Annotated in this window: 13 protein-coding genes and 1 other RNA gene; 4 read left to right on the top strand and 10 right to left on the bottom strand. The window is 45.0% G+C overall.

Annotated elements, in window-relative coordinates; translation table 11 throughout:
* Nucleotides 1–11 precede the first annotated feature (11 nt).
* From A5883_RS00355 to A5883_RS00320, 8 genes are all read right to left on the bottom strand, one after another.
* Complete coding sequence (locus A5883_RS00355) at nt 12–1,562, bottom strand: ABC transporter permease (protein ID WP_086337762.1); 1,551 nt, start codon at nt 1,560–1,562, stop codon at nt 12–14.
* A 312-nt stretch (nt 1,563–1,874) separates the two neighbouring features.
* Nucleotides 1,875–2,321, bottom strand: a complete 447-nt coding sequence (dtd, locus tag A5883_RS00350; protein WP_005227772.1) for a D-aminoacyl-tRNA deacylase — start codon at nt 2,319–2,321, stop codon at nt 1,875–1,877.
* A 6-nt stretch (nt 2,322–2,327) separates the two neighbouring features.
* Nucleotides 2,328–4,538, bottom strand: coding sequence for a RelA/SpoT family protein (locus tag A5883_RS00345; protein ID WP_005227770.1), 2,211 nt, complete (start codon nt 4,536–4,538; stop codon nt 2,328–2,330).
* A gap of 187 nt (nt 4,539–4,725) precedes the next feature.
* On the bottom strand, nt 4,726–5,391 hold the full coding sequence (locus A5883_RS00340; RefSeq protein WP_005227769.1) for a hypothetical protein: 666 nt from the start codon (nt 5,389–5,391) through the stop codon (nt 4,726–4,728).
* 4 nt (nt 5,392–5,395) lie between these two features.
* Nucleotides 5,396–6,151 carry a 16S rRNA (uracil(1498)-N(3))-methyltransferase gene (locus tag A5883_RS00335; RefSeq protein WP_015510470.1) on the bottom strand — a complete coding sequence of 252 codons (756 nt, stop codon included), beginning with the start codon at nt 6,149–6,151 and terminating at the stop codon, nt 5,396–5,398.
* Between the two features lies 1 nt (nt 6,152).
* A complete protein-coding gene (gene prmA / locus A5883_RS00330; protein ID WP_010749037.1) occupies nt 6,153–7,100 on the bottom strand; it encodes a 50S ribosomal protein L11 methyltransferase in 948 nt (315 codons plus the stop codon).
* Between the two features lie 11 nt (nt 7,101–7,111).
* Nucleotides 7,112–7,600 (bottom strand): DUF3013 family protein, encoded by a 489-nt coding sequence (locus A5883_RS00325; protein WP_005227763.1) that lies wholly within the window; start codon nt 7,598–7,600, stop codon nt 7,112–7,114.
* Nucleotides 7,601–7,616: 16 nt separating this feature from the next.
* Complete coding sequence (locus A5883_RS00320; protein WP_010749036.1) at nt 7,617–8,237, bottom strand: DNA-3-methyladenine glycosylase; 621 nt, start codon at nt 8,235–8,237, stop codon at nt 7,617–7,619.
* 216 nt (nt 8,238–8,453) lie between these two features.
* On the opposite strand from A5883_RS00320, the gene A5883_RS00315 reads away from it, so the two are divergent.
* The 4 genes from A5883_RS00315 to A5883_RS00300 all read left to right on the top strand — a co-directional run bounded on the left by A5883_RS00315 (nt 8,454) and on the right by A5883_RS00300 (nt 11,013).
* Nucleotides 8,454–9,731: a replication-associated recombination protein A gene (locus A5883_RS00315; protein ID WP_015510472.1), complete on the top strand. Its 1,278-nt coding sequence runs from the start codon at nt 8,454–8,456 to the stop codon at nt 9,729–9,731.
* Between the two features lie 85 nt (nt 9,732–9,816).
* Nucleotides 9,817–10,011, top strand: a non-coding RNA gene (gene ssrS / locus A5883_RS00310) — 6S RNA.
* A 167-nt stretch (nt 10,012–10,178) separates the two neighbouring features.
* Nucleotides 10,179–10,469: a hypothetical protein gene (locus A5883_RS00305; protein WP_086337761.1), complete on the top strand. Its 291-nt coding sequence runs from the start codon at nt 10,179–10,181 to the stop codon at nt 10,467–10,469.
* 64 nt (nt 10,470–10,533) lie between these two features.
* Nucleotides 10,534–11,013 (top strand): universal stress protein, encoded by a 480-nt coding sequence (locus A5883_RS00300; protein WP_010749033.1) that lies wholly within the window; start codon nt 10,534–10,536, stop codon nt 11,011–11,013.
* A gap of 283 nt (nt 11,014–11,296) precedes the next feature.
* Here A5883_RS00300 and A5883_RS00295 read toward each other — a convergent pair whose 3' ends face one another.
* Both A5883_RS00295 and A5883_RS00290 read right to left on the bottom strand, forming a co-directional pair.
* On the bottom strand, nt 11,297–12,877 hold the full coding sequence (locus A5883_RS00295) for an ABC transporter (protein ID WP_086337760.1): 1,581 nt from the start codon (nt 12,875–12,877) through the stop codon (nt 11,297–11,299).
* The gene (locus A5883_RS00290) at nt 12,878–13,633 is read right to left on the bottom strand and encodes an ABC transporter ATP-binding protein (protein ID WP_005227750.1); all 756 of its coding nucleotides are present in this window, start codon (nt 13,631–13,633) and stop codon (nt 12,878–12,880) included.
* Between the last annotated feature and the right edge of the window lie 126 nt (nt 13,634–13,759).

The raw sequence follows: 13,759 nt of genomic DNA, 5'->3' as shown, positions 1-13,759 counted from the left end.
GTTGGTTCCTCCTACATCATGATTTTCTTTGGATTCAAGCGTAAAATATACAGTAGCGGTAAAATCGCTGAGAGTAAGACAGTTCCTAGACCTAACGCCAGATACGTGATGATGTAGCCGGCTGAGAAGGACACTTGATAGGCATTCTTGATATCCATGTAATCAATATTAGCTGCCATCAAACCGCCAGAATAAACACCGCCCATCTCATTTTGATTGCTCATCCAATCGTTTTGCATCAAAGTATTTGAAACGGCCCCACCTAATAAGTTCCCGGTCACTAAGGACAATAGCAGTGCGGCTAAACTAACCAGCAAGACTTCAATCACGATCTGACCAATGACTTTCCCACGGCTTTCCCCCAAGGAGAGATAGATGCCTAATTCTTGTTTCCGATCTCGTAAGAAAAGCAAGACCACTAAGGAAATGATAAAGATGGTAGCGATCGATGCAATGATCACGATGTAATTTGCGATCACTCCTAAACGAGTAAAACCACCGGCGATCTGCTCGTATTGATCCGTATTGGCAACGACGCGGTAATATTGGGGCAATAACGCACCGGCTTCTTGTTTAAAGGCTTCGACGTCATCCGTTGAATTTAGGACAAAGATCGGTTGATAATAGGCGTCTGACTCTTCTTCGATCACTTCTTGACCCCAAAGCTTTTCAGACTGCAATTTGTTAAAATCTTGTACTAAATTATTGCTAGCATAAAAGGTGTTGATTTGATCCATCACTTGCCATATCTGATCACTATTTTGAGAATTGCTTTGATCTGATGAACTGCCTTGATTGCTTTGATCCTTTTTAACGACAGAAAAGATTCCTGCAATGGTCACGGGATAATCAAAGGTTGCGACACGATTGCCACTTTCAGCTGTTTCGTCCGTCGCATCCTCACTATCGTCACTCACTCCCTCGCTTGAACCACCTTCCATCATCACTTCTGCCCGAGTATCCCACACCAATTGATCACCGACACTCAGGTTATTCAATTCTGCGATCTCTTTACTGATCAATACAGCGTTCGTCAACTCACTGACATCTTTTTCTGTCAATCCCTCGCCTTCCTCCAAGCGAATCAAGCCTTCTTGCATGTCTAATGGCTCAACCAAATTTCCGCCCTTCAAAGAGAAATAGTTGCCACCCATGCCGACCGAGCCATCCTCCGGCGTATAGGCTTTCAATTTTGTTGTTTCTAACCAAGCTTGATTTTGGTAATCAAAATATTTCACATAGCTTAACTGACCGATTTGCTCATAAACATCCAGCGCTGGTGGTTTCGGATAAAAATCTTCTTGAGACCGCTCTTCGTCCGAAGCATCTGCATGCTCTTTTTCAAAACCTTCCCAATCCATTTCCACCGTAGCTACGTTCCCCATTTTGCGTTTCGTCTCTCGCTCCACGTTGGCAGTGGATTGTTGAATTGCTACAGCACCAGCGATCACATTGCCTAGAATAAATAGAACTAAAAATAAAATAAATGATTTCCCTTTTCTTCTGGTGATACTTTTTAATGCACGCTGCCAAAAGTTCATTGTTTTTTCCTCCAGTGACATTATTTTTTAACAATTATTCCATACTTCTCCCTCAAGAACAATCGCAATAAAGGGTCGTTTTTCGAATTTTAAATATTAAAAAACGAGTACAAACGATATTTCCATTTAAAAACCCTTATAAAAGAACAAGAAAAAGATGTTAAATAACAAATAAAAGAATGGGATTTTTGCTAACAGTTTTGTAAGATTTCCCGATTTCAACTTAAATTTTACTTGGATTCCATCAAAAATGCTTGGCGCTTTCGAGAGTATAAAAAAACGAAGGAATTCTCTCACTCTTTCCCAGCGAGAAAATCCTTCGTTTTGTATCACTTATTTTTCTTTCGTATCGATTACAATCGTCACCGGGCCATCATTGACCAAGGCGACTTGCATATCTGCACCAAATTTTCCAGTAGCAACAGTGATCCCTTCTGCTTTTAAGCCTTCATTAAAAGCTTCGTAAAGCGGGATCGCAATACTTGGCGGTGCCGCTTGAATGAAGCTGGGACGATTGCCTTTCTTGGTCTCCCCATAGAGGGTGAACTGTGAAATACTCAAGACGGCGCCATTTATACTTTCCAGTGACCGATTCATTTTACCTTCTTCGTCTTCAAAAACCCGCAGATTTTTGATTTTTCTTACGAGATAAGCCACATCGTCGCCTGTATCCTCATGGGTGATCCCCAATAAAACCATAAACCCTTGTTGGATCGCACCGACGATATTCTCCTCAATCGACACACTTGCTTGACTGACTCGCTGGATCACTGCCCGCATTCTTTCTCATCCCTTCGTACGTCTGACGCTGTAAACATCTGGAATCTGCTTGATCTTATCAACGATCGATTTCAAATGGGTCAAATTCTGAATCGCCACCGTGATGCGGATCGTTGCCATTTTGTCTTTGTTGGTTTTGGCTTCGACACTCACTAAGCGCTTCGTGACAGTGTTGACTGTCTGTAAGACATCATTGAGCAACCCAGAACGATCATAGCCGTAGATCTCAAGATCGGCATCGTATTCTTTGTTGATGTCGGTGGCATCTTCCCACTCAACATCGATCAAACGGTTCGCGGCGTCTTTGTTTTGAACATTGGGACAATCGCTGCGGTGGATCGAGATTCCTCGGCCTTTGGTAATGTAGCCTACGATCGAATCTCCAGGGACCGGATTGCAGCAGCGGGAGATACGGATCAACAAGTTATCGACCCCTTCAATGACAATGCCGCCTTCGTGGCGAACCTTCATTTTTTCTGGTTCTTTTTTCGTCGGTTGATTGATCATCTCTTGGACTTGCTGCTTTTGCTTCTCGATTTGTTTCTCGCGCCGTTCTTCTTCGGTCAAACGGTTGGCTAAAGTCGTGGGACTAACTTCCCCATAGCCGACAGAGGCAAATAGATCATCTTCTGTTTGGTAGTTGAACCGTTCGCAAGCTTCCGCCATTTTGCTTTTCGTCAAAAATTCTTTCGGCACAAAGCCCATATCTTGTAAGGTACGAACCACTGCCTCATGCCCTTTGATGATGTTTTCATCACGATCTTGGGCTTTAAAAAATCGTTTGATTTTGTTCTTCGCTTTGCTGGTAGCCACTAGTTTGACCCAGTCGCGGCTTGGGCCAAAGGAATTTGGTGAGGTCAAGATCTCGATAATGTCCCCATTTTTTAGCTTGTAGTCCAATTGGACCATCTTGCCGTTGACCTTGGCGCCGGTGGTTTTGTTACCGATGTCGGTATGGATGCTATAGGCAAAATCCAGGGGACTGGAGCCTTGAGGCAACTCCGTCACATCACCTTTTGGCGTAAATACATAGACTTTGTCGCTGAAAATATCGCCTTTGACACCTTCCATAAATTCAGAAGCATCATAGCTTTCATCTTGTAGTTCCAAGATTTCTCGGAACCAGCCAACTTGTTGGGTCATCTTGTCGGCTCTGACTTTTTCGGTCTTGCCTTCTTTATAGGCCCAGTGCGCAGCAACCCCAAATTCAGCGATCTCATGCATTTCATGGGTCCGAATTTGGATCTCGACAGGATTGCCTTTGGGACCAATGACCGTCGTATGCAGCGATTGGTACATGTTGGCTTTTGGCATCGCGATATAATCCTTGAACCGCCCAGGCATTGGTTTCCATTTTGTATGGATCGTTCCCAAAACCGCATAACAATCTTTGATGGAGTCAACGATCACTCGGATCGCCAACAAATCATAGATTTCATTGAACTGTTTCTTTTGGTCTTTCATCTTGCGATAGATCGAGTAAATATGCTTTGGTCGGCCATAGATCTCAGCATAGATATCTAGTTCCTCGGTGGCGATTCGAATCTCTTCTACGGTTTCAGAAACGTAGGATTCCCGTTCTTCTCGCTTTGTCTGCATCAAATGCACGATTCGGTAATATTGCTGTGGATTCAAATAACGCAAAGAAATATCTTCTAATTCCCATTTGATGCGGCTGATCCCTAAACGATGAGCCAATGGGGCATAGATTTCCATCGTTTCTTGGGCGATGCGGCGCTGTTTGTCTTCCCGCAGATGTTTCAACGTACGCATATTATGTAAACGGTCAGCCAGTTTGACCATGATGACCCGTAAATCTTGCGCCATGGCGATCAACATTTTCCGATGATTTTCTGCTAATTGTTCTTCATGAGATTTGTACTTGATCTTACCCAGCTTGGTCACGCCATCCACTAGCATCGCTACATCGGCACCGAATTCTTCTTTCAGATCGGCTAACGTCACATCGGTATCTTCGACGACATCATGCAAAAAACCAGTTGCAACGGTATGAGGATCCATCTGCAATTCTGCCAAGATCCCCGCAACTTGGATTGGATGAATAATGTAAGGCTCGCCGGATTTACGGAATTGTTCTTTATGGGCTTCTGTCGCGTAATCTAATGCTTTTTGGACAAAGGCAACATGCTCTTCACTCATATAATGAGCGACCAATTTGATGACATTGGGCCCGGTCAATATAACTTCTTTTGCCATTCATTCCGCCTCCTGCTTTTCTTTTTTGTGCTATCAAAAAGGCAGACAGAAGTCGCTGTTAACGTTTCGTCACGCACCCAAAGCCTTGCGGACAAACGTTCTAAGCATGGGACTCCTGTCTAACCTGCAGTTCTTATTTAGTAGTATTATTATACAAATTTTTCAGCTATTTTTCAATCGCTGTTGTTCAAAGCACATCGGGCGACGGCTGGTCCTTAAGCAATTCTTCAAAAACATGATACGAGAGTCCGATTTTCTCAGCGCCAGCAGCCTGTAGTGATTGCAGCGCTTGTTCATCGACTGTGTCAGGATTGATCTGGATCGACAGTTGACTGCCACCATCTAAGGAAAACAAGCTCACGTCATGCAATGCTTCCGCTAGTGGTTGTTTTTGCCCTAACACGATCTTTGGCCAAGCTTCTTCTTTCAAGCGTTGTGCTACTTGGATCTTCGTCAATTCATTCATGATCTCGGTTTGCACAGCTAAGCGGATCTCTCCTCCTGTCAAGGTCAAGGAGCGGATCGTTTCAGTCAGCTCCGCAAAGCCACGATCATTTTCCATGAAGGAAGAAGCTGGCAGCCAGACTTCCAAAAAATCGGCGCCTTCCATAAACGCCCGACCAATTTCAAACGCCACCTTTGCCAGTGTTCCTTGGGCAAGGGGGTAATCGATCACTGCGCCGATTTGTAGGGAAGAGCCTTGTGCCAAGATTTTCGCTCGCCGAATGGCACTAGGCAAAACGACGACTTCCTTTAAGGTCGTCTTATATTGATTGATAAAATCCTTCAAGACCCAGTCGGTCAGATCGGCCGTCAACAAACGGACACTGATTGCTTCTTGGTTCTTATTCATCAACTCACATCCTCTTTAATTCCGTTAGCACACTGACAGCACTTAAAAAATAAAACGGTGCTGTTTCTGTTCGTAAAATTCGAGGGCCTAACCCGCATAATTTGGCGTTGTTTTGCTGGGCTTCTTCGATTTCGGAGGGGGTCAGACCGCCTTCTGGACCAAAGATCGCTAAAACTTTGCTGCCAACAGGCAATGCGGTGATCACTTGCAGCAGCATCGCTGCTTCTCCTTGTTTGGCTGATTCTTCATAAGCCACTAGGACCGCATCATACTGACTGAGGCTTTGCCAAAATGCTTTGGCGTTATCCAGTAGCGTGATGGCTGGTGCGATCTGCCGTTGGGATTGCTCCGCCGCTTCTTGGGCGATTTTTTGCAGCCGCTGCTGCTTTTTCTGTAATTTCTTTTGATCCCATTTCACGACCGAAGTTTGCGCAGGAAAACCGATAAAGGCTGCCGCCCCCAGTTCCGTTCCTTTTTGAACGATCAAGTCCAGCTTGTCGCCTTTCGGGTAGCCGCTAGCGATCGTGACCTGCAGCGGCAATTCCTTGTCCTGCTGTTCTTTTTCGACTTCCTCTAAGTACACCGTTTCTTCATCGGCTTCTTTGATCTTGGCAATGATCGCCAAATGATCCTCAAACACTAAACCGACTTTTGCCCCGGGAGTCATGCGCATCACTCGGATCATATGGTGGAAGGGTTCTCCCGAAACGGCAAACACCGCTTTTGCTTCATAAGGCTCCTGTAAAAAATATCGCTGCATCTTACTCTACCTCTGGTTTTTTAAAGGCGATCGCATACCAGTCTTTTTGATTGAACAATTGATCGATCTCAAAGCCTTGTGCGATCATGGCATCGATCACTAATTGTTTTTTCGTCTCAATGATCCCAGAAACGATCAAGGTCCCTTCTTGCTTCAATAGACGCCACGCATCAGGGATCATCAATAGAATGATGTCCGCTAAAATATTGGCAACGATAAGATCAGCAGGGACCGTCACTCCTTGCAAGAGATCATTGGCCTGCACGGTCACATCGTGAGCAATAGGGTTCATCGCCATATTTTCTTGGGCGGACCTCACAGCGACTTCATCTAGATCATAAGCGAACACGTCTTTGGCACCTAAATATTTACTGGCGATACTCAACACGCCTGAGCCCGTCCCGACATCTAAGACGGTTTCACCGCCTCGCAAGTAGACTTCTAGGGCTTGTAATGTCAAGCGTGTCGTAGGATGCGTGCCGGTTCCAAAAGCCATCCCCGGATCAAGGGTGATGATCTTTTCATCTTCTTGCAGCGGTTGATAGTTTTCCCAGCTCGGCACGATCGTCAGATAGCGGGAGATACGGACTGGATGGTAATATTTTTTCCAGGCCGTCGCCCATGCTTCTTCCACGACCTCGCTCGTTGTGATGGTGTTTTTGCCGATCGCCAAACCATATTCTGGCAGACGGTCGATGGCTGCTTTGATCGTCGGCAGCACTTCTGGTAAAAAGATCGTCTCTGGGAAATAGGCACTGACTTGGGCGCCTTCTTCTAAGGTCGTATAGGTTTCTTTATCCAAAATTTCGCCATACGCATCGCTTTTAAAATTTTCGATATCTAAAACGTCCTCGATCGCTACCCCACTTGCTCCGTGTTCCATTAAAATATTGGCGACTGCTTCCACTGCTTCGCTAGCTGTCGCTACGGTTACTTCATTCCATTTCATGTTCGTTCTCCTTAGTAACTAGGGTACGGGATCATGGTTTCCCCAGCTCCCGCTTGATAGTTCGTCATTTTCTCCACAAATTCTTCTTCGTTGAATCGCAATTCAAAGATCGCTTCTTCACTGTCATCGTTCAAGAAATCAAGCAGATCGCTTTGGCCTTCTTCTAAAATTTCTTGAATGTAATCAACCAATCCGTCTAACAAGGCTTTTTGGATCCCTTTTTTCCCTGCATAAGGGATCGTCGCTAAATAATCTTCTTCATCAAACGTTGATTTTTGTGGATCATACAGCAAAATCCCATCTTCAAATTCAATGATCGCTTCTTCTGATGCCACACCTTGCGCATCGTCGATCTGCACGTGGTGAGGATTTTCAGCAAACAAGCGCAGCACCAATTCGATCGTATGATTTTTGGCATCCCAATCGATCGCCACATCATAGTCGGTGATTTTTTTCGTTAATCGCTGATCTAAGTAAGTCAATATCGTTTCTTTCGCCATCACTATTCCTTCTTTCTTAACACCATCCATGGTCTTGCTGAACAGCGGTTTTTCGTATATTTGTCAAATACGGATTGCCAGCCACCGCAAAACGAAGCGGCATCTGGGTCCATTCCCCTTTATTTGGGATACCGATCCGAGGCAATGCCAAAATTTCTTTTGGGGTACGTCGGCGCTCAGGAACCAAATGCAGTGGGCTTGTAAAAATCGATTCTCCATAAAGCTCAGCGGGGATCTGCAGTGCCTGTACCAGTTTCCCGGGGCCGTTGGCTACATCCGGTCCTGTTTTTTGTCGTTGTTGTTCCATCAAGGCGATCCCATCCACCGGTTCTAGCCCGCGAATCATGATTCCTTGCGGGATGCCTTTTGGCTGCGTAATAAAGTTGACGATTCGATGCGTATGCATCGTATATAAATAAATCGTACCTGGTTCCTGATACATCGCCCGAACCCTTGGTGTGTTTCGCATGCCCACACTATGAGCCGCCAGATCATCGGGACCTAGATACGCTTCACAATCCACGATATACCCACCTACTGTTCCTTCTGGGGTCTCATGTTCCAAATACATTCCTAATAAGGCACGTGCGATGGTCGTTGTCGGCTGTGTCGCAAAAAGTGCCATTAATTCATCCATTCTCATCACCCTCTTTATTCTACACAATTCTCGGCGAACTTACTATCTTTGACTACAGAGTTACGACGATCTCAACGATTTCTTTTCAACGAACCTGATTTTTGCTGACTGAGTGGAAAATAAGCGCCCTTTTGTTTCTGTAAAGACACAAATCAGCTTGTTTATGAGAATATACGTTCTTATGTTATACTTACAGGAAAAGGAGAGGATCGTTTTATGCAGCAGCCACTTGCTTATCGAATGCGGCCACGGAACTTAGATGAAGTCGTCGGACAGCAGCATTTGGTTGGCCCGGGGAAAATCATTCGCCGAATGGTCGAAGCCAAAATGCTTTCTTCGATGATCCTATACGGACCGCCGGGAACCGGAAAAACCAGCATTGCCAGTGCGATCGCCGGCTCGACACGCTATGCGTTTCGCATGCTGAACGCCGCCACAGATACAAAAAAAGACCTGCAGATCGTGGCAGAGGAAGCTAAAATGAGCGGTACTGTCATTTTACTGCTTGATGAAGTCCATCGACTAGACAAGACAAAACAAGACTTTTTACTGCCCCATTTAGAAAGCGGCAAGATCATTATGATCGGTGCCACGACGGAAAATCCCTACATTACGATCAATCCAGCGATTCGCAGTCGGACACAGATTTTTGAAGTCAAACCGCTCCAAGAAGAAGATATTTTGACCGCCATTGATCAAGCTTTAGCAGATGAAACTCGCGGACTTGGATCAGAAACCATCGTATTGACCGATGATGCCCGCTTGCATCTCTCGCGAGCGACCAACGGCGATTTACGAAGTGCGCTAAACGGCTTAGAGCTCGCTGCTCGTTCCACCCCAAAAGGACCAGACGGCATTATTCATTTGACCTTAGCGATCATTGAAGAGTGCGTCCAGCGTAAAGCATTGACCCACGATAAAGATGGGGATGCGCACTATGATGTGATCTCTGCTTTTCAAAAATCGATTCGCGGCAGCGATGTGGATGGTGCGCTGCATTACTTAGGTCGTTTAGTAGAGGCAGGCGATCTGGCGATCATTTGTCGGCGCTTGATGGTCATCGGCTATGAAGACATTGGTTTAGCTAACCCAGCAGCCGCTGCTCGAACCGTCAATGCTGTGTTAGCCGCTGAACGTTTGGGCTTGCCAGAAGCTCGGATTCCGTTAGCCGATACAGTGGTCGATCTATGTCTGTCACCAAAATCCAACTCTGCCTACATGGCATTGGATGCAGCGATCGCAGATATTCGCAGCGGTAAAGCTGGCGATGTCCCGGATCATTTACGAGACAGTCATTACAAGGGTGCCCAAAGCTTGAATCGGGGTGTCGGCTATCAATACCCACATAATTTTGATGATGCCTGGGTCGATCAGCAATACTTACCTGATAAGCTGAAAAATACTCATTATTACCAACCAAAAGCCACTGGTAAATATGAGCAAGCCTTAGGTCAACGGTACCAACAATTGCAGCAGCGAAAGAAAAAAAACTAGGTACTTAAAAAAAATAGTGACTTTTTGGTATCGTTTTCAAACAACTTTATTGCACCTTCGTCATTCCTATGCTACTATAAGGGTGGGAATTCTGTGATGTACGAGTTGTCCCTTTTGTGTGTTGACCGAACATTTTTATTGATATCTTGGGATCCGTCTTGTGTCAATGCTGGTAACATGCCTTTTCCTTTGGTAGTTCGAAGCTTAGACCGTGGAACCCACCTGCTAGAATTTGCGGGATCAATACTATGGGAAAAAGAACGGCATCAACGGATATTACCCATTCTTTTTAGAATGTGCCATCTGTTTTTAACAGATGGCTTTTTTGCGTTTTCTAACCGATAGCAACAGTGAAACGTCCTTGCCTGACATCAGAGTAAGGGTGGCTTTTGCTATTCTTTCTAGGGTTCGCTATACTAAACTTATCAACTTAGGACAGGATGGCGTATGTTTATGATTCTTCTATTATTTACGATCGTGGCACTCGTATTATTCGGCACCAGTTATTTGCTTTATGCCAAACAAGCGATTTTTTTCACTTTGATCCCTACCACCGAGGCGAATAAGGTCTTCTTAAAAACCTATAGTCTCATTCATTTCCTTTTAGGCGTGGTGGCATTGGTTGTAGGCTTTGTCGATAAGGAGCTGATTGCCTTGTTTTATTTGGCTTTATTGCTGCTCTCTTCCGCATCTTTCAGCATCTTGGTGGCACAAAAAATGAAAAAAAAGAAAGATTAGGTTTTCTTTTTCCAGAAAAAAGCATTACAATAAAAGTAGAAGATAACAGATGGGAGTGTTTCTTATGTTACAACAATATCAACGAATCATGGTAGCCGTCGATGGGTCTAGCGAGTCAGAATTAGCCTTCAAAAAAGCCGTGAACGTGGCACAGCGGAATGATTCTGAATTGGTTTTAGCACATGTGATCGACACTCGTGCCTTTCAAACCGTTTCTTCTTTTGACGGCATGCTTGCTGAACAAGCAACCGAAATGGCCAAACAAACCTTGAAAGACTATGAGGATTATGCCCGCAAGCATCAAGTAACTGCGGTCAAAACGGTGATCGAATACGGCTCGCCAAAACCGATCATTGCCAAACAATTGCCAGAAGATCACGACATCGATTTGATTATGATCGGTGCCACTGGTTTAAATGCCGTGGAACGAATCTTTATCGGTTCCGTTTCTGAATATGTCATTCGCCATGCCGGCTGTGATGTGTTAGTTGTACGGACAGACCTAGAAAACAAAGTCCCAGCAAAAGACCACACGAAAGCTTAATAGTGAGACGACCTGCCGCTGCTTGGCAGGTTTTTTTGTACAAAAAAACCGTGACAAAAGCAAAAGAGGCAACGAGCGCTCAGGTCTCATTGGTCTTTTTGACTTTGGTCACAGCTCTTTGACAAGTCGGTTATCCAAACTTGTACAGCAAAAAATGAAAGCAAAGTAATAGGTACTCCTATCTAACCATGTTTCCGCTTGATTGTAAATAGTTTTTCTGAATTTTCTGAATAAATAGTTAATTTACCCATCCTTAAATAAAAAAAGCAAAGCGTCGCTTCCCTTAGGAAAAACGACGCCAAAATCTATGGTAATAATGGGCTATCCAAAGGACGCTGGTCAAGAGGATCACAAAGAAAACCGGACCATTCAATAACCAAAAATCAACCGAAGTCGCAGCAAAGCCGTAAAGAATGATAACAATGATGGAAAGAAACAGCGTTGCGATCGTTCCAATGGCTAACCCAAGACTCCCCGCCCCTCTCGTAAACAATTGACTGATGTTGGTCCAATCCAAAAGCAGCAGCCGATAATCACGAGCAAAATATTTCAAGCACAAAAGAAAACTGCTCCAAAGTGCCCCGATTAGAAAAGAGACAGCCAAAATCAGCGGCATTTTGAACAGAAGGACTGCTGCCAGCACGATGACTGCCGTTAAGCTCAGCTGCAAAACGACGCCAAAGCGGAATTTTTCCCGCAAGTAGCGCTTCATCGATAGCGGCAAGGAGCGGACAAACAAGAAATTCTCCTGATCCAGTGAGATCAAATTACTGATAAAAGAAGTCGGGTTGACCATCAATGCTGCCAAGGCGATCCCCGCCACAAAAACGACACCGATAAACCGCTCATCCAATTCACTTAACTGAATCGCTCCTGTAAACACAAAGGACACTAAGAAAATAATGGGCATCAGCAACGAAGAAGAAAAGACTTGCATGATCAAATTCGGATCTCGGATCAACTGCGAATTGTAATTAAACAACAGCTGGCCCAAGCCTTGATTGGGTTTATGCTTCCGACGAACACTCCCTTGGTTGGGCGCCGCGGCTGCCACTTGCTCATAAAACTTCGGCAAGATCAATCGATAGAGGGCAAAAAGCAACACGCCTGCTGTGGCGATGATCCCTAGCAAGCTAAGCAAACCAGTCGTTTGAAACGGTGCCACCATCACATAATAAAAGGGCAATAAAAAGCTGATCGCTCCCCGATCTACCACGTCTGTCTCATAAGTATTCACCTGATTCATCATTAAGACCCCGATCACAACAACCAGCATCGTCACGCCTAGCAATAAACTAGTGACCAATTTTTTATGCTTCAAGAAAAACTTGGTGCGGGTCAGGCTGAAGACGATCAAGCTGCAAATGCTGAAGATCAAGACTAAAAACAAGCCGAACAGCAAGAACGCCCATAAGATCGTCAGCAAGAAAAAGACGTTTGCCCGAATCCCTGTCAGGAGAAATAAGACCAACAGAGGAAAAATAAACGGCGCAACGGTGAGAAATACCACCACGATCTTTGCCAGAAAAATTTCACTCTGTCGAAAGGGCAGCGGCAAATACGCTGGCAGATCTTGACTCTCGAAAAAGACATTGTAAATGGACGAAATCCCTTGGGAAAAGCCTAAGATCCCGAACAAAGCGACATAAGCGGTAAAAAAGCCTGGCATCTGACTAAAATCCAATGTGATCATCGTCAACCCATAGACTAGCAGAAACACTACCCCAGAAAGCGCATATTGAAACAACAAATAACTGGTCAAGGTCGAACCAGCCTTGCCTTTTTTGCGGGCTTTGTCTGTCAATTGGGGATTGGCATACCGCAAATTAACGGAGGTCAGAGTCAGAAATTGTTGTTTTCGCATCTACGCTTCCTCCGCTTCTGCAAGAATCGCTTCTTCTTGACTTCTCCCAGTCATTTGCAGATAGATCGTTTCCAAAGAAAGCGACGGATGCTGTGCCAGCAAATCTGCCACTGAGCCATTGTACAGCAGCTCGCCTTTTTTCAAAATCGCCAATTGATCACACAACTGCTGGGCGGTGTCTAAGACGTGGGTGGAAAAAATCACGGTCTTGCCCTTGGCAGCATGCTGTTTCATCATTTCTTTTAAATCATACGCCGCTTGGGGATCTAAGCCTTGTAACGGTTCATCCAAGATCCAAATGTCAGGATCGGGAATCAATGCCCCAATCAGCAGCGTTTTTTGCCGCATTCCATGGGAAAAGCTGGCGATGGTCTCTTCTTCATGAGACAGCATATCAAACAAGCGCCCTAATTTTTGTAAACGCTCGGCCTTTTCCGCTGCTGGCACCTCATACGCGGCGGCAATCAAGTCCCAATACTCCCCTGCCGTTAGCTGTAAAAACAAATCTGGCGTGTCCGGCACATAAGCAATTTGTTTTTTTATCGCTTCGCGATGTTCCACGAGGGATTGGCCATCAAAATAGATTTCCCCACTCGTTGGCTGCAAAATACTCACTAAGCTTTTGATCGTGGTCGACTTCCCTGCTCCGTTGTGTCCCAGAAAGCCAAAGATCTCCCCTTGACGGATCGTCAGGGAAAGATCAGACAACGCTTTTTTTGGTCCATACTGTTTCGTCAGATTCTTGATCTCAATCATTTTCCTGCCTCCTTATTCCATACCTATTGTTATCTTACGCTGAAAAGCAGGAAATGAAAAATGTTTATTGCCATTTTTAACAAATCAATTGACAGGAGCTGTAAAAACAAAGATAATAAGAGCACT

The sequence above is a fragment of the Enterococcus sp. 5B3_DIV0040 genome, from assembly GCF_002140755.1.
Lineage (GTDB): Bacteria > Bacillota > Bacilli > Lactobacillales > Enterococcaceae > Enterococcus_D > Enterococcus_D casseliflavus.
The sequence above is the reverse complement of the archived record's forward strand: the minus strand, read 5'-3'. Positions and strand labels throughout refer to the sequence as shown.

Coding starts and splice junctions, on each gene's coding strand:
- A5883_RS00300 (WP_010749033.1), top strand. CDS start 10,534: ATGTTACAACAATATCAACGAATCATGGTAGCCGTCGATGGGTCTAGC.
- A5883_RS00335 (WP_015510470.1), bottom strand. CDS start 6,151: ATGCAGCGATATTTTTTACAGGAGCCTTATGAAGCAAAAGCGGTGTTT.
- A5883_RS00340 (WP_005227769.1), bottom strand. CDS start 5,391: ATGAATAAGAACCAAGAAGCAATCAGTGTCCGTTTGTTGACGGCCGAT.
- A5883_RS00355 (WP_086337762.1), bottom strand. CDS start 1,562: ATGTCACTGGAGGAAAAAACAATGAACTTTTGGCAGCGTGCATTAAAA.
- A5883_RS00290 (WP_005227750.1), bottom strand. CDS start 13,633: ATGATTGAGATCAAGAATCTGACGAAACAGTATGGACCAAAAAAAGCG.
- dtd (WP_005227772.1), bottom strand. CDS start 2,321: ATGCGGGCAGTGATCCAGCGAGTCAGTCAAGCAAGTGTGTCGATTGAG.
- prmA (WP_010749037.1), bottom strand. CDS start 7,100: ATGAAATGGAATGAAGTAACCGTAGCGACAGCTAGCGAAGCAGTGGAA.
- A5883_RS00305 (WP_086337761.1), top strand. CDS start 10,179: ATGTTTATGATTCTTCTATTATTTACGATCGTGGCACTCGTATTATTC.
- A5883_RS00320 (WP_010749036.1), bottom strand. CDS start 8,237: ATGGATGAATTAATGGCACTTTTTGCGACACAGCCGACAACGACCATC.
- A5883_RS00325 (WP_005227763.1), bottom strand. CDS start 7,600: ATGGCGAAAGAAACGATATTGACTTACTTAGATCAGCGATTAACGAAA.
- A5883_RS00295 (WP_086337760.1), bottom strand. CDS start 12,877: ATGCGAAAACAACAATTTCTGACTCTGACCTCCGTTAATTTGCGGTAT.
- A5883_RS00345 (WP_005227770.1), bottom strand. CDS start 4,538: ATGGCAAAAGAAGTTATATTGACCGGGCCCAATGTCATCAAATTGGTC.
- A5883_RS00315 (WP_015510472.1), top strand. CDS start 8,454: ATGCAGCAGCCACTTGCTTATCGAATGCGGCCACGGAACTTAGATGAA.